At 39.8% G+C, this 15,204-nt stretch carries 14 protein-coding genes and 1 pseudogene; 7 read left to right on the forward strand and 8 right to left on the reverse strand.

What is annotated here, in order from left to right:
• Positions 1-5: 5 nt before the first annotated feature.
• From O9324_RS07675 to lepA, 6 genes are all read right to left on the reverse strand, one after another.
• A complete protein-coding gene (locus O9324_RS07675) occupies positions 6-293 on the reverse strand; it encodes a DUF4164 family protein (RefSeq protein ID WP_052278447.1) in 288 nt (95 codons plus the stop codon).
• Positions 294-434: 141 nt separating this feature from the next.
• Entirely contained in the window at positions 435-788 is a 354-nt protein-coding gene (locus O9324_RS07680; RefSeq protein ID WP_193957672.1) for a DUF4164 family protein, read from the reverse strand.
• A gap of 57 nt (positions 789-845) precedes the next feature.
• Complete coding sequence (locus O9324_RS07685; protein ID WP_288139882.1) at positions 846-2,660, reverse strand: ABC transporter ATP-binding protein; 1,815 nt, start codon at positions 2,658-2,660, stop codon at positions 846-848.
• Positions 2,661-2,939: 279 nt separating this feature from the next.
• Positions 2,940-3,578 (reverse strand): hypothetical protein, encoded by a 639-nt coding sequence (locus O9324_RS07690; RefSeq protein ID WP_288139883.1) that lies wholly within the window; start codon positions 3,576-3,578, stop codon positions 2,940-2,942.
• 3 nt (positions 3,579-3,581) lie between these two features.
• Entirely contained in the window at positions 3,582-4,751 is a 1,170-nt protein-coding gene (locus O9324_RS07695) for an AAA family ATPase (protein ID WP_288139884.1), read from the reverse strand.
• A gap of 59 nt (positions 4,752-4,810) precedes the next feature.
• Positions 4,811-6,622: a translation elongation factor 4 gene (gene lepA / locus O9324_RS07700; protein WP_002744314.1), complete on the reverse strand. Its 1,812-nt coding sequence runs from the start codon at positions 6,620-6,622 to the stop codon at positions 4,811-4,813.
• A 333-nt stretch (positions 6,623-6,955) separates the two neighbouring features.
• Between lepA and O9324_RS07705 the strand changes: the two genes are divergently transcribed.
• The 7 genes from O9324_RS07705 to O9324_RS07735 all read left to right on the forward strand — a co-directional run bounded on the left by O9324_RS07705 (position 6,956) and on the right by O9324_RS07735 (position 14,015).
• Positions 6,956-7,186, forward strand: coding sequence for a type II toxin-antitoxin system CcdA family antitoxin (locus tag O9324_RS07705; RefSeq protein WP_002732463.1), 231 nt, complete (start codon positions 6,956-6,958; stop codon positions 7,184-7,186).
• A 211-nt stretch (positions 7,187-7,397) separates the two neighbouring features.
• On the forward strand, positions 7,398-9,164 hold the full coding sequence (locus tag O9324_RS07710; RefSeq protein WP_288139885.1) for an N-6 DNA methylase: 1,767 nt from the start codon (positions 7,398-7,400) through the stop codon (positions 9,162-9,164).
• Positions 9,161-9,883, forward strand: a complete 723-nt coding sequence (locus O9324_RS07715) for a restriction endonuclease subunit S (protein ID WP_002770928.1) — start codon at positions 9,161-9,163, stop codon at positions 9,881-9,883. Before O9324_RS07710 ends, O9324_RS07715 begins: the two co-directional genes overlap by 4 nt.
• Positions 9,884-10,111: 228 nt before the next feature.
• Positions 10,112-10,432 carry a hypothetical protein gene (locus tag O9324_RS07720; protein WP_288139886.1) on the forward strand — a complete coding sequence of 107 codons (321 nt, stop codon included), beginning with the start codon at positions 10,112-10,114 and terminating at the stop codon, positions 10,430-10,432.
• Entirely contained in the window at positions 10,429-13,332 is a 2,904-nt protein-coding gene (locus O9324_RS07725) for a CHAT domain-containing protein (protein ID WP_288139887.1), read from the forward strand. The genes O9324_RS07720 and O9324_RS07725 overlap by 4 nt, the downstream gene beginning before the upstream one ends.
• A gap of 238 nt (positions 13,333-13,570) precedes the next feature.
• On the forward strand, positions 13,571-13,831 hold the full coding sequence (locus tag O9324_RS07730) for a DUF4258 domain-containing protein (protein ID WP_110579526.1): 261 nt from the start codon (positions 13,571-13,573) through the stop codon (positions 13,829-13,831).
• The gene (locus tag O9324_RS07735) at positions 13,818-14,015 is read left to right on the forward strand and encodes a DUF2283 domain-containing protein (RefSeq protein ID WP_271955355.1); all 198 of its coding nucleotides are present in this window, start codon (positions 13,818-13,820) and stop codon (positions 14,013-14,015) included. The genes O9324_RS07730 and O9324_RS07735 overlap by 14 nt, the downstream gene beginning before the upstream one ends.
• Positions 14,016-14,317: 302 nt before the next feature.
• Here the strand turns inward: O9324_RS07735 and O9324_RS07740 are convergent, their stop codons facing one another.
• Together O9324_RS07740 and O9324_RS07745 are read right to left on the reverse strand one after the other, a co-directional pair.
• The gene (locus O9324_RS07740) at positions 14,318-14,506 is read right to left on the reverse strand and encodes a type II toxin-antitoxin system RelE/ParE family toxin (RefSeq protein WP_185241165.1); all 189 of its coding nucleotides are present in this window, start codon (positions 14,504-14,506) and stop codon (positions 14,318-14,320) included.
• A 391-nt stretch (positions 14,507-14,897) separates the two neighbouring features.
• Positions 14,898-15,204, reverse strand: a pseudogene (locus tag O9324_RS07745) (DUF3782 domain-containing protein); the annotation flags it as partial.

The raw sequence follows: 15,204 nt of genomic DNA on the forward strand, positions 1-15,204 counted from the left end.
TAATTCTAGGGATTACCTGAAAAAAATACTTTCCAACCGGCTGTAGCGATCGCACTTGCCAAAAGAATAATTAATGTCCAGACCTGATTTTTTTGGGTTCCTTCCACTGATTTCAGGCGATTATCGATTCCCTCAACCTTTTCGGTTAACTTTGCCTGTCCTACCTCTAGCTTATTTAACCGTTCGTCGATTTTGTCAAATTTTTGATTAACATCTTTTTGGAGATTGTCAATTTTCCCTTCAATCCTAGTCAAAACAGCTTCTAGGGAATAGGTAACGGTTTCGTTAGACATGGTATCAACTTCCATTAGATATATTGTTTCGGTCCGCTATCGGGGACTATTTTAAGACTAAACTGGTTCGAGGTTATCTGAGAACATCGTTTTTCTGGGATGACAAAACTTGAAACTGTGAATAATAGCCACAGATTAATTCTAGGGATTACCTGAAAAAAATACTTTCCAACCAGCAGTAGCGATCGCACTTGCCAAAAGAATAATTAATGTCCAAACCTGATTTTTTTGGGTTCCTTCCACTGATTTTAGGCGATTATCGATTCCTTCAACCTTTTCGGTTAACTTTGCCTGTCCTACCTCTAGCTTATTTAACCGTTCGTCGATTTTGTCAAATTTCTGGTTAAAATCTTTTTGGAGACTTTCAAATTTTTGGTCAACATCTTTTTGGAAACTGTCAAATTTTTGGTTAACATCTTTTTGGAGATTGTCAATTTTCCCCTCAATCCTAGTCAAAACAGCTTCTAGGGAATAGGTAACGGTTTCGTTAGACATAGTATCAACTCCCATTAGATATATTTTCTCGGTCCGCTATCGGGGACTATTTTAAGGCTAAACCAGTTCACCACTTTCTTGCAAAGAGTGGAGACGTTGATAGATTCCCTGCTGATTTAATAATTGATCATGGCTACCGATCTCGACAATGCGACCATTATCTAAGACGACAATTTGATCAGCTTCTCGAACGGTACTGAGACGGTGGGCGATAATAATCGTGGTGCGAGTGCCTAAAATGGATTTCATGGCTAGTTGAATGGCTCTTTCTGACTCATAATCTAAGCTAGAAGTGGCCTCATCAAAAACTAACACATCTGGATCAACAATTAACGCCCTAGCAATTCCTAAACGCTGTCTTTGTCCCCCCGAAAGACGCACGCCCCTTTCCCCTACAATAGTGGAATAACCATTAGGTAATTCCTGAATAAATTCATCGACACGGGCAATTTTACAGGCTTCTTCTACCTTCTCGAAGCTAATATTAGGATTACCGTAGGTGAGATTTTCTAACACCGTACCATTAAACACATCTACTTCTTGATGGACAATCGCTAACCGTCGCCGATACCAAGTCACATCCAAGCGACTAATATCCTCGCCATCTATCATAATTTGCCCTTGATTCGGTTCAAAATAGCGGAAAAGTAACTTAACTAAAGTAGATTTTCCTGAACCCGATCTTCCCACTAATGCCACGGTTTGATAGGGTTCAATCAGCAGATTAATATCCTTGAGAATCGTTCTTTCAGCACTATAGCCAAAGCTGAGATTACTTAATTCTACTTTCCCCGTAAAACGATAGGGATTGTGTTGGGCATGATCGGCTAAAAGACTACCGGAATCAGTACCACTAGGCAAGTTGATAAATTCGTTTAGACGTGCCATAGAAGCATAGCGACGAGCGAAAGTTTCTGCCATTTGAGATAGGGGATCTAATTCCGCATAAGCCATACTAGCGAGGGTGTAGGTGGTGATAAAATGCCCGATCGAGATTTTCTGTTGAACGGTAGCTAGGAGAGTAAAGAAAAATACTCCAAATAAACTAGCTTGGACGAGGGTTTTTTCCCAAGTAATTAAGTCCACATACCCCCTATGAATTCGATAGATAACGTAGGTAAATTCTCTCTCTAAACGCTGTTTTTGACGATATAACTCCTGTCCTTCTGTGGCAAAAGCCTTGACAGTTTTGATATTAGTAATAATCTCAGAATTGCGACTTTGGGTATTTTCGATATGCTGATCAAGAATTCTTTCTTTTTGCATTAAATCTTTTAAATCTCTCAAAATAAAAGCTACAATTAATACAAAGGAAATAAGAAAAGTAAGGGCGATCTGCCATTGAATTACCCAAATAACAAGAAAAATACCGAAAACTCTAAACAGTTTTGGGATCATCATTCCCGCCACTTCAGGATAAGTCCAAGTATGATTTTCTATGCCTTTGGCGATCCGGTTAGCGATGCGTCCTGGATTATTTTCATCATAAAAAGATAGGGGTAAGGTGAGAATTTTGGCAATAATTTTTTTGAGATGATCTCGTCTCGCTCTTAAGGATATTTCCCAGTGAAACCATACACCCACCCAAGGCTGAATTGGTGCTTTAATTACCGTGGTTAGGAAAATTAAGCCTAATAATACCCCCAAACTAACCCACTTTTCTGAGGCAAAGGGAGTTAACATCATCGTGCGATTAACTAAAGATTGCACGAATCCATCTAAAGGTTGATCAGAAAGAACATTAAGAATCTGTCCGACAGCATAGGGAACCATCAGATCGATAATTTCAAAGACACTGGAGGCAGCAATGCTCAAAAAGGCGGCTTTTTGATAATTGCGATAGTAACTGAGAATATCGCGTAAGGAAGCCATAACATCAAGTAAATTGCCAATTTTTAACTTCTATCTGGTAACTGCTAACTGAAGAGACTGACGGCACTTTTAGGATTGTTTTTCTGGATTTACTATTATACTACAATACTACAAAAATCTGCCGAACTAGGACAAAAGCCTTGTTATAGTCTTGTATTCTCGATCAGCTATTAGTCAGGAGATGATGCCAAATCAGCTTGTATTTCATCCTCGTCAGAAGTACCACAGATCAATTTATCTAAAATTTTGGCGAATATTATCACAAAAATTAATAAATTTCTAAAAGGTTTTTAAGTGTTCAGTTTTATCGATACGCTTTCTTAATTGATTCAGATAGTATTGTTCTTGAGCTTCCCCAGGGAATTTTTTAGAATAATACAAACCTTTAGCTTCAAAAATCGACTTTAGATAAGCAACATGAAAATCGGCATGATTTCTGCAATTAAATCTACCCATTAGTTCGGGATCATTTTCGTAAACATCATAGTGTTGAACATAATCAGCTAAAAGTCCCTGTAAAGGTTGTTTAGAATTAAATATTGTGCGATTGACTAGGAGCCATGTTTCAAGACAGCGATTTTGAATAATGATCACGATTTCGATTGTTACAGGAACAGTAATATGTTTGGTGATAAAGTCATTAACATATTGTTCTCTTTCTTCGACAGTATCCTCATCAGCATCGAGACAGATGACTAGATAGTTATATTTGGATACTTCTTGAATTTTATCGATGGCGTTAGGAATTCCCTCATCAAGTATCGAGGGGTAGCCATTACCACTAATAGTAAAGTAATTATTGCGATTTACTTGATCGTGAAAATCAACTCGCTTAAATTCGGGAATAAGATAAGTTAACCAGGCAGTATAAAGCTTTTTTTCGGTACTTCTTCCTTCAACTAAAAAATAAATATTCATCGATTAACTAATTCCTTGGAGAAATTCTTCTAAGACATTGATAAGATCAATAAAAGCTTTTTGTCGAGTTTTAGAAATATGAAAATCGGCCGCATTGTTTACCTTAATTACTCCTCCTTTACGAGTGACTATTTTCCAATAGGCAGGACTGATATTATTGATTATATAGGGATGATGACTGGTAATAATAAACTGTAAATCTCGATAATTAACTAATAAATCTTCTGTTAAAGTGTCCAAACAGTTAACCCCCAAACTATTTTCAAATTCATCGATTAATATAACGCTGCCAGCAGCAGATAATTCGATCGTTGCTAAGAACATCAGGCTTTTTATCATTCCAGAGGAGATATTTGGTTCTACAATCCAGACATGAGAGTTTTTTTCTTTTATTTGTATGCGAGGTAAGTCTTCAAGTAAAAAAATTGGAGTTAATGAAACAAGCAGATTACCTAGTTTGGATGGTTCTGAAGATTCTATTTTTAAATCTTCAACTTGAGGAAAAATATCTAAAAACTTTCTCTTTATTATCTCGAACGTATCGGGATATTTTTGATATGTGATCAGTAGTTTGTCAGAAATAGGAAGTTGACTCGATTGTAATTCAGAGAGAGAGGTATCTTCGTAGTCTCTAAGGATTTTATCCAATGTTGAAGATGAGATATTAAACTTAAGTGGATTGAAAATCATTTTGTTAAATTCCTGTCGAACAGGGAAAACATCTTCTTCTTGATTGAAAAGCTCTATACAGCTTAAATAAGATGGTAGTTTTGGTGTCTTTGAATGTTTAAACTCAATTACCTCTTGGTTTCTTGCGATCAAAACCTCTTGATCTTTTAAAAGAGTTTCACTAATTATACTAACCTTATTTTCGCCGTCATTACCATTGACTTCATCTTCTTCAATCTTGATGAGAGAACGAGCTTTTCTAACCTCAAATTCACCCAACCAATGATAACGAACATGATCATTGGTTAAAAATTCTACATCCCATTTCACCCCATTTATAGACTCACCGTTAGTGATTCTTTTTAAATTCCTAATAGCCTTTAAAATCGAGGTTTTTCCTGCACCTGAGATACCAACTAATAAATTCAAATCTGGAAAAAAATCGCAAGAATCTATACTTAATCCAGAGGCTAAATCTTGATAGGATAATCTCAAAAGTTTCATAATAATTTCTTTCCCTCTGCCAAAACTAAAAAGGGTGAGTTAATTCTCACCCCAAGATTTTACTGAGGATCGAGTTTTAGAACTGCCATAAATGCCTCTTGCGGGACATCAACAGTTCCGATCGCTTTCATCCGTTTCTTCCCTTTTGCTTGCTTGTCTAACAGCTTTTTCTTGCGGCTAATATCACCACCATAACACTTAGCTAAGACATCCTTTCTTAAAGCGGGAATATGTTCACTAGCGATAATTTTAGAACCAATAGCTGCTTGAATGGGAACCTTAAATTGATGCCGGGGAATCAATTCTTTTAACTTTTCAGTTAAAGCGCGACCAACATAATAAGCTTTATCCCGGTGAACGATCATCGCTAAAGCATCAACGGGATCACCATTGACCATAATATCTAATTTAACTAGCTCATTTTCGCGATAGCCAATTAATTGATATTCCATACTAGCATAACCGCGCGATCGAGATTTTAATTGATCAAAAAAGTCCGTCACCACTTCTGCTAAAGGTAACTCATAAATCAAAGCGGTGCGAGTTTTAGTAAAATAACGCATATCCTTGAAAACTCCCCGACGACTTTGACATAATTCCATCAAAGCGCCTACATAGGTTTCCGGAGTAATCATTTCCACTTGGATATAAGGTTCCTCAATTTTTTCCCGTTTTTGTGGGGAAGGTAACAAACTAGGGTTATCCACTTCGACAATTTCCCCATCGGTGGTAGTTACCCGATAAACTACCGAGGGAGCAGTGGTAATTAAATCTAAGTTATATTCCCTTTCTAGTCTTTCCTGGACGATTTCCATGTGTAGCAGTCCCAAGAAACCGCAACGGAAACCAAAACCCATGGCGCTAGAAGTTTCTGGTTCGTAGGATAGAGCTGCATCGTTTAATTTTAACTTTTCTAGGGCATCTTTGAGATCGGCATACTGATCAGCATCCGTGGGAAATAATCCGCAGAAAACCATCGGTTTTGCTTCCGTATAACCGGGTAAAGGCTCTTGTGCTGGTTTAGCGGTTAGAGTAATCGTATCACCCACCCGGGCATCGGCAACAGTTTTAATCGCGGCTGCCAGATAACCCACTTCTCCCGCGTGCAGTTCATTTACTTGCACCTGTTGCGGTGATAAAATTCCCAATTCATCGATCACAAATTCTTTACCAGAAGCCATAAAACGAATTTTATCGCCCTTTTTCACCCGACCATCCATAACGCGGAAATAGACAATTACTCCTCGATAAGCGTCGTAATAACTATCAAAAATTAAAGCTCGGAAGGGTTCTTCGAGGGTATCTTGGGGAGGGGGAACTAATTGGACGATCGACTCTAGAATATCATTAATACCGATCCCAGCCTTAGCCGAGGCCCGAATCGCCTCACTACAGTCTAAACCCACCACTTCCTCGATTTCTGCTGCGACTCGTTCCGGTTCGGCACTGGGTAGGTCGATTTTATTTAAAACTGGGATAATTTCGAGGTTGTTTTCCAGTGCTAGGTAAACATTGGCTAAAGTTTGCGCCTCCACGCCTTGGGACGCATCCACAACTAATAAAGCTCCCTCGCACGCCGCTAGAGACCGAGAAACCTCGTAGGAAAAATCCACATGGCCGGGGGTATCAATCAGATTGAGAACGTATTTTTGACCATCCTTAGCGGTATAATCCATGCGTGCCGCTTGTAACTTGATGGTGATACCTCGTTCCCGTTCCAAGTCCATATTATCGAGAAATTGTTCTTTCATCTCCCGTTGGGCTACGGTTCCCGTAATTTGCAGGAGGCGATCGGCGAGAGTTGATTTACCATGATCGATATGAGCGATGATGGAAAAATTGCGAATGCGAGAAACGGGAACGTCAGTCATCGTGGTTCACTGCTGGCAAAAGTCAGGGGTTTATAAAATTTTAGATTCCTTAATTCATTGTAAAGGTAAAGTCTCTAAGGCTGGAGCAAAAGTGAAAAGTAAAAGGTAAAAAAAGCTAAACTGCAAGTATAGTCAGGGTTTTGGCCTTGGCTTCCCCTCTCGGCATCCACAGGAAACTATGGTAGGCTTGATTATGGTGACAAAATCAGGGAAAGGGCAATGGCTAAGGAAAGGCTCTATGATTTGTCCAAATCGGATTACTATAGATAAACTCTTGGATGAGAATCCTCGACTGACGGGTAGAATGATAGATAGCAATCATTAATAGAGCTTATGAACGACAATGCTACACCGACTCAGCGCACGGCGGAGAAAGTTGAAATCGCTATTCACCTTGACTCGGAAGTTTTAGACCAGATTAAACACCTGACTAACGATCCTAGTCGCATTATCGAAACAGCGATTAAACAGTGGCTAAGAGGAGAGAAACAACCAGATGAGGACTTAACCCGTCATCTTCGACGCAATCCCCCCGTACCACCCAAAGGGGAATGGAATGACTAAGATTTTTCAGTCTCTAATAGGTTATTTCCCGACGGAGAGACTGAAATATTTTCTTAGGTCAACCATTGATGGTAATTGAGATTTTTCCCCAACTAAGCTGGTTAATAGTAGTATTGCCTGTAACAGCAACGCAACGGTTTAAGCTATTTACCTACTGCTCTGGTTTGCAGTAGGCTTAGTTATCGTGTAACCCATAGGTGTATAGATTATTATGCCGTTGAATAAACAGGCTATCTTAGATGACATTTTTCGCAAAGCACCACCGTTGAACTCTGAGGACGACTGTGCTGAGAATGTTGTTATTCCTTTCATAATGAGGCTTGGTTACGACAGGAACCAGATACGTCGAAAAGTCTCAATCACTGGAACTTCAGGACATAGATTTAGAAAGCAAGCTGATATCGTTGTTTATATTGGGGAACGTCCGGCTCTTGTGGTTGAAACCAAGCGTATTCAGCATCGATTGAGCGAGGAGGATGTTAACCAAGCGCTTTCCTATGCTCAACTTCTTGAACCATCTACACCAATTGCAGTTCTGACTAATGGACGTGATTGGGAGATTTATTATTTGGATAGAGACGATATTGGCGGATTAGAATCCGTTCCTGAACCGCAAGAGCTTGAAAGCACAATACTTACTGTCTCTAGCAATGTAGTTCAATTGGGAAAGCGACAAGCTGCTGAGCGACTTTTAGTAACTATTGAAAATAAAGGTGACTTAGAAATAGCATTTAGGGAATGTCGAAAAGAGTTAGCTAAAGAAGGACTCATTGCCGAGTCTGCATTTGATGAGCTAACTAAAATTCTCACTTGTAAGTTTAACGAAGAGAAAAGAGATGCTGAAGGCCTTGCACCCAATCGCTTTACATCTTCCTGGCTTCTTGGCAGTGGACCTCTAGCTGCTTTACAGCAAATGTTTACTGACGCAAAACAGACTTTTAATGTATTCCCTACGGGAACTCAAATTCAAATTAGAAGCAACGAAACTGTTGAAAAAATTGTTCGTGAATTAGAGCCTTTTGGTCTTTATGGTTTTAAGACACCACTTGGCTTGGCTGGAGCAGGAGGAGATGTAGTTGGTTCTGTTTATGAAGCCTTTCTTACTGGAACACTCCGAGGGGACTTAGGACAGTATTTAACCCCAAGACAATTAGTTGAGTTCATGGTTGAGATAGCTGATATAAAAATTGGAGAAAAAGTCCTTGATTTATCATGCGGAAGTGGTGGCTTTCTTATTAGAGCGTTTATTAATGTCCGCAAAAAAATTCGATTTCTTGATTCTAGCCAAGATGAAAAAGATCATTTAGTTAGTAATCTTGTCACGAATAATCTATGGGGAATTGAGATAAATCCTCGGTTAGCCACTTTATGTCGAATAAATATGATTTTACATGGTGATGGCTATGAACATATTTATACAGGAGATTCAATTAGAGAAGATGTTTTTGAGAATACAGATGGACGCAGAACTGATTTTTTAAATATTGAGCAAAATAACGCAGCAATGTTTGATGTAATTCTCATTAATCCCCCGTTCAATATACCCTATGAAGATTCTGCTACTTTAAACCGGTATTATCTAGGACGAGGTAAAGCTGCTCAAGGTTCAGACTATTTGGTTCTTGAGAGAGCAATTCGACTATTAAAGCCTGAAACTGGACGTTTGCTAGTTATTTTGCCCCATGGTGTTGCCAGCGGAGTTTCCGAGACTGAAGTTCGCAACTTTGTGAAATCTCGTACACATATTCATGGTTGTATAAGCTTACCTGTCGGATCATTTAAGCCGTTTGGGGGGTCTAATGCTAGAACCTGTGTTTTGTATCTCAAGAAGACTACTGGAGACAATAAAAAGCGTTTTTTAGCACAAGCAGAACAGGTTGGCTATGACATTACCTCAAAATATTATAGAGAAACTGATCTCAATGATTTACCTGTTATCGCGGAAGCCTATCATAGAGTAAAACTAGAATTGCAATGACTATCGAGTTAATTAAATCAGACCCTTTAATATTAACAATCACTGAAGAATCAGCCCGTAGTATCGATACAGTTGATGCTGGTGCAGCTTATACACAATATTTGCATGAGCAAATAGGTGAGTTTGAACAGCAGCCTTTAGGAAACTTTGTAGATGTTGTATCAAGAAGCGTTAATCCACGCTCTAGTAGATATGCTGGTCAAATATTTGAATATATAGATTTACGAGAAGTAGATGATATTTATGGCTATATATTAACTCTTAAACTTAATCAAGGAAATGAGATTGGAAGTACAAAACATCGCTTTCAAAAGAATGACATTCTCTTCGCCAAGATCATGCCCAGCTTGGCCAACAAAAAGATTGCGCTAGTAACTCAAGATGTAACTAACGCAGTAGCTTCAACTGAATTTATTGTTTTGCGAAAAAAATCACAAGCCGAGATTAATCTTTATTACCTTTTTCGGGCTTTACGTTCTGATCATTTTACCCGACAAGCGACAGCAAACGTTACTGGTGCAACGGGGCGACAGAGAATTAGCCCGTCTAGATTACTAGAATTACAAATAATTGTTCCCCCAGAAGAGATTCAAACACAAATTGGAGATGCTGTCGAACAAGAGTTTACGCTAAGGACATTGGCGGCAGAACAATCAAAGAAAGCTGATGACTTAGCTCAGCTTGTACTTGGTAATCTAACTCTTAGAACCGACAGCTAGAAAGCGCGGAAGGTAGGTTGGGTTGACGACTGTTACCCAACACCCCATCCAATAACCAGGCAAAATCATTTATAATTATTTGATAATAGGACATTGGTTGGGTTTCGTGCTAAATTCGTTGAGTATAGGCTACATATCAGGACAGGCAAAAGGGGGAATAGATAATCAGTTTTTAATAAACGGATTTAGGATCATTTTGCTTGGGTACTGACAGGAGGAACAAAACTGATGCGGATAGAAATTGAAGGAGCCGATGCTATCAAAGTTGCTCAGGATATCCTAGAGATGGAAGGGGTGCAAGGCAGCTACGAAGTTATCTCCGAAGAGGAGAAAGAGGGAACCCTTGCTACCATTGCCACCATCATCGGCATTATTAGCGGAACAATCGCCATCGCTGAGAAATTTTACCAATTAAAGCGAAAAATTGACTCTCCTGAAACCCCGAAAATAGAACGAGTGTTAATTGTCAGCAAAAACGGCGATCGCCTGATGCTCAAAGATGCTACCCTAGAGCAACTACAAAAACTCTTGGAACAAGAAAAATCATGAAGATACTGCATATTGACCTTCAGGAGAGGGGTAGCAATAGCGTTGAGTTCCGGTTTTTCTGGGATAACCCCAACCAGACTCGTACCTACACAAGATTTCTGAGTGAAATCAAAAATCTGAGCGGTAGGGCTGATACCGATTACTATACTCGTTTACCGGAAGATCACGCCAAAACAGGACAAGGTTTGTACCGATGGTTAGATGGTACAGAGCGCATTCTACAGAACGAATTAGATAGCCACCGGGGAGAGAAAATAGTTCTAGCTATCAGCACCAGCAAAGGATTAGTCCATCTACCCTGGGAATTATTACACGATGGTCAAAATTTTCTGGTGTCTAAGCTTCCCGCTATTGTTCCCATGCGGTGGATGAAAACCGGTAATGAAAGGCTGTTAACTGTGGACAACAACCCGCAGGATCGAGCCTTAAATGTGGTTTTTATAGCAAGTTCTGCTAAGGGTGTAACGCCTATACTAGACTTTGAGGCAGAAGAAGGGAAGATCCTCAAAGCAACTAGAGGAAAACCCCTATCTTTAACCGTTGAAGAGAGCGGATGTATTAAAGAATTAGGCGAATTGATAGCCAGTAAAGATAGGGGATATTTCGATGTTATCCACTTGAGCGGACACGCTACCATCAAGGATCAGAAACCCTATTTTATTACTGAGACGGAATACGGAGATAGGCAAGATACCAGCGCCGAAGATATTGCCGGAGAATTACAGTTTAATTTACCCAAGCTGTTGTTTTTATCAGGGTGTCGGACAGGCTACTCCGATGGTGATGAGATTCTTTCGATGGCCGAGAAGTTATTAGAAAATGGGGCTAAAGCTGTTTTGGGGTGGGGTCAACCCGTCAGGGATAACGAAGCTGCTGATACGGCGGCCATCCTCTACGAAAAGCTTTCCCAAGGCTTTACTTTGAGCGAGTCGTTAGCTTTTGCCTATCAGAAATTATTAGGAAATCAGGCGAGGGATTGGCATTGTTTACGCCTCTATGTGGGGGGAAGTATCCCAGAAGCCTTGGTAAGGAGGGGACAGAGAAGACCTTTACCTCCCGTATCCTTTGTTGACAAATTTGTGGACCCAGAAACGAAATATTTGCGGGTAGCCACACGGGAAACTTTTATCGGTCGCCGCCGCGATCTTCAGGATTGCTTGCAAGTGCTGAAAAAACCCTTTGATAATTCTAAAGCAATTCATAAGGCTGGGGTTTTCCTGCAAGGTTTTGGTGGTAACGGGAAAAGTACCCTCGCCGCTCGGTTGTGCGATCGCCTTCCAGACTATACTAAGCTTGTCTGGTGGCGACAAATTGATCAAACTAGCTTAGTTAATACCCTAGCTAAAAAATTAGATCGTTCACAACGTCAAATCCTTCTGGATTCTAATGAGGAGTTAGACTATCGCTTAAGGGATGTTTTTGGTCAGTTAAACCAACCTCTTCTGCTTATTCTTGATGATTTCGAGTGGAACTTGGAATGCCCTTCATCCAGCGATGACTACATCCTTAAAGCAGGGGTAGCTCCCCTATTACAAGCTCTCGTTTGGGCGATACAGGAAACCAATTACTATCATCGCCTGATTATTACCTCGCGCTATACCTTTAATTCCCCTCTATTAGAGGAATTTTATCATCTGAAGTCTTTGCCTTCTTTCAAATACAAAGAGTCCGATTTAGAAAAGAAATTGTGGCGGTTAGAGCATTTTAGTTCGGGTAAGATTGATAAAAACTACATAGAAAGAGCTTTAACCCTTGCTGATGGCAACCCCCGTCTTTTGGAATGGCTCAATAATGAGGTTTTAAGTTCAGGGGAGATAGATACAAAGTTGCGGTCATTTGAGAATGAATCTGATGTTACTTGGCGCGATAAGATAGTCTGGCGGTTAGAGGAAAAACCTCAACTTTTGACGGATGAAGCTCTTGAAAAAGTGGTCAGTAATTGCCTAATCTATGAAATTCCAGTTCCTCTTGAAGCTTTAGAAGCGGTTTGTCAATCTGTTTCCAACTATCAGAAAAAATTACAACAAGCACAGGATAAAGGTTTGATCGAGGTAATCCACAATGAAGACAGAGAAACCCTCTACCGCGCCTCCCACATCAAACACATTAACCCCCATATCGAGCTTCCCAAAGATGTCAATCAGCTTTCTGCTTTATCAGGAACAGCAGCCAAGGCTTTAACTGAACTTTGGGGGAATAAAGAAAACGAAAATGAGGAAAGATGGCGCGAGATTTTCCGTCTAGCTTTTGCAGAGACAGAAAACCCCGATCGCTTTCGAGAACAATTCGATAAGATGATCTCGGTGCAACGAAACGAAGAAGCTGATCACGCCTACGAAAAGGAACTGAGAAAACACAGGCAATATCTCAAAGCAAATACAGGGCAAATCTATCAAAAATTAAAGGAGTACCTAGAGCAACAGGATTGGAAAAAAGCCGACTACGAAACCGCTTTCATTATGTACCAGTGGATGGTCATAAAAAATTATACTGACTTTTATGAGCTTTATACAATGGTATCCTTAGACATAATCGATGAGATTGACCGTCTCTGGGTGAAATACAGCGAAGAGAAATTTGGTATCAAGGGACAGGCGAAAATTTACCGTGACCTTGTTGGTGGGACAGGAGAATATAACGATGAAATATGGGATCGTTTTGGCGATCTCGTAGGTTGGAAACAAGGAGAACGATGGTTTAATTTGGGCGATATGGAAGTAGCATATCGTACTCCAGAAACCCATTATAATCACTTCCCTGTACTAATGTACTGCCGAGGAGAATTGCGTTATTGGGACATTTGGAGTGAGGTTTACTGGGGTTTTTATGGGAGGCTGGCTTATCCTGGGATGAATCGGGGTATTGGCTCTCTTCTCTCGCGTCAAGACTTAATCGCGTAGCCTAAGTTATGGAAATTTGCGCGGTGAATAGATAACTTTATGAGAGAATAGAAGGGTAGTGCCATCCTCTAAGCCAGATGTCTATAGCAGAGCTATTCCCCACTTTGAGAAATCTGCCTCGTGCAGACAAGTTGAAGGTAATGCAATTTCTTGTCGCAGAACTAAGCAAAGACGAGGAGCCAAGCCTTAAAAAATCATGAATTATGAATTATGAATTATGAATTATGAATTATGAATTATGAAAGAGATTCGATTTAGCGATCATGCAAAATCAAAAATTGATATTCTTGCTAATCATGGAGTTACTCTTGTCCAAGAATTTATAATTGATACAATTCGGAAACCTGATAAAATAGAGAAGCTCCCAGAACAGAAAATTATCTATCAAAGGAAATTAAATGAAAACTTGGTTTTACGAGTAGTTTGTCGAGAAGTCAGTGCTTTTATTTTAGTAATTACTTTATATCCTGGAAAGAGGTCAAGATATGAAAAATATTAACTATAGCAAAGATGTCGATGCTTTGTTAATAGAGCTATCGGATAAACCAATCAGTTATGCAGAAGATGACGGACAAGTTATCTTACACTATTCTGACGATAATACACTGGTTCTCATCGAAATATTAGAATTCCGAAAATTCATATCAGAAGATGCTGTTACTGAGTTGCTATCAACCTTGTAGCTAGTTTTATAGTCTCTCTTCTCTCGCGTCAAGACTTAAGAGAGTGTAGCACATAGACTTACAAGATTTTGTCAACATTTACGAACGGGTAATTTTCGACGAAGCCATGCGGGTTCTGGGTTTTCGATACCTGTCACCGAGGGGGCAGCCACTCGCCCGATTTTTTTGTAGTATGGTTCCTGCTAGAAAGTTATGAGTGAGAAAATCTTTGTGTTCTTTGTGCCTTTGTGGTTCTTTCTTGCGCTTTTTGGTAATCTTCACTGCTGCCAGTAATTTACTCCCCCAATGGTCTTGGATTATCGTTAGTCCTGTGGATTTTCAATGTTTCGGGCCGCATGAAGTACCGCAATAACATCGATTTGCTCAGGTTTGATATAATAAATTATGCGATAAGAACCCTCGATAACTTCTCGGATCTGCTCAGTTTCAAACTCCGGAACAAGACGACCCGAAAAGGGAAAATTAGCAATCTGTTCTGAGCGTCTGGTCAATCTTTCAACCAGTCTTTGAGCATATTGAGGGGAGTTTTGTGATATGTAGTTGTAGATGGATGATCAATGATTAACGGCGGTTTCTGTCCAGAAAACTTTCATGGCTCTAGCTTGAACTTAGTGCGTACCTCTGCCACAGAAATAACCTTTCCCGCCTCACTATCGGCTAACCCAGCTTCAATTGCCTGTCTCATATAAATCTCATACATCAAATCATCCCATGTAGAATTTCTGGCAACTTATCGATTAAATTTCTGGCTTTTTGTTTAATATTTTTTATTTCCATAATGGTTTCCAAAATGACTCCTGACAGTTTACATTATCAACTATTCATTATTAATTAAAAGGGCGATCGCAGAATTACATCTTCTTAAAAAAGAGATTAAACAGCTTAAGCAAAACCCAAAGGTTGAAACTGAGCATCATTGATAATTTTAACCGTTTCCCCCGACTGCTTAATCACAAACAAACCGCGCCGATAGGCATAGACATCTATCCCCTCGTCAATTTCAATACCCGCCACCGCTCCGTAAACCCGAAACTCTCGAAATTGGGGGAAAGCAACCTTAAATCGCTGTAATCGGCTGACAAAATCATCTACATCATCCCTCGACAGTCGAGATTTACATTCCACAGCCACCAACTCGCTCCCATTCACCGCCACAATATCAATCTCCATTGCCGCCCCAGGACGCTTA

This window comes from Microcystis sp. LE19-84.1B (genome assembly GCF_027531875.1).
Taxonomy (GTDB): Bacteria; Cyanobacteriota; Cyanobacteriia; order Cyanobacteriales; family Microcystaceae; genus Microcystis; species Microcystis panniformis.

What these genes read in the sequence shown, in the direction of transcription:
- O9324_RS07725 (WP_288139887.1), top strand. Translation starts at nt 10,429, where the DNA reads ATGAAGATACTGCATATTGACCTTCAGGAGAGGGGTAGCAATAGCGTT.
- O9324_RS07715 (WP_002770928.1), top strand. Translation starts at nt 9,161, where the DNA reads ATGACTATCGAGTTAATTAAATCAGACCCTTTAATATTAACAATCACT.
- O9324_RS07705 (WP_002732463.1), top strand. Translation starts at nt 6,956, where the DNA reads ATGAACGACAATGCTACACCGACTCAGCGCACGGCGGAGAAAGTTGAA.
- lepA (WP_002744314.1), bottom strand. Translation starts at nt 6,622, where the DNA reads ATGACTGACGTTCCCGTTTCTCGCATTCGCAATTTTTCCATCATCGCT.
- O9324_RS07690 (WP_288139883.1), bottom strand. Translation starts at nt 3,578, where the DNA reads ATGAATATTTATTTTTTAGTTGAAGGAAGAAGTACCGAAAAAAAGCTT.
- O9324_RS07695 (WP_288139884.1), bottom strand. Translation starts at nt 4,751, where the DNA reads ATGAAACTTTTGAGATTATCCTATCAAGATTTAGCCTCTGGATTAAGT.
- O9324_RS07720 (WP_288139886.1), top strand. Translation starts at nt 10,112, where the DNA reads ATGCGGATAGAAATTGAAGGAGCCGATGCTATCAAAGTTGCTCAGGAT.
- O9324_RS07735 (WP_271955355.1), top strand. Translation starts at nt 13,818, where the DNA reads ATGAAAAATATTAACTATAGCAAAGATGTCGATGCTTTGTTAATAGAG.
- O9324_RS07730 (WP_110579526.1), top strand. Translation starts at nt 13,571, where the DNA reads ATGAAAGAGATTCGATTTAGCGATCATGCAAAATCAAAAATTGATATT.
- O9324_RS07680 (WP_193957672.1), bottom strand. Translation starts at nt 788, where the DNA reads ATGTCTAACGAAACCGTTACCTATTCCCTAGAAGCTGTTTTGACTAGG.
- O9324_RS07710 (WP_288139885.1), top strand. Translation starts at nt 7,398, where the DNA reads ATGCCGTTGAATAAACAGGCTATCTTAGATGACATTTTTCGCAAAGCA.
- O9324_RS07685 (WP_288139882.1), bottom strand. Translation starts at nt 2,660, where the DNA reads ATGGCTTCCTTACGCGATATTCTCAGTTACTATCGCAATTATCAAAAA.
- O9324_RS07675 (WP_052278447.1), bottom strand. Translation starts at nt 293, where the DNA reads ATGTCTAACGAAACCGTTACCTATTCCCTAGAAGCTGTTTTGACTAGG.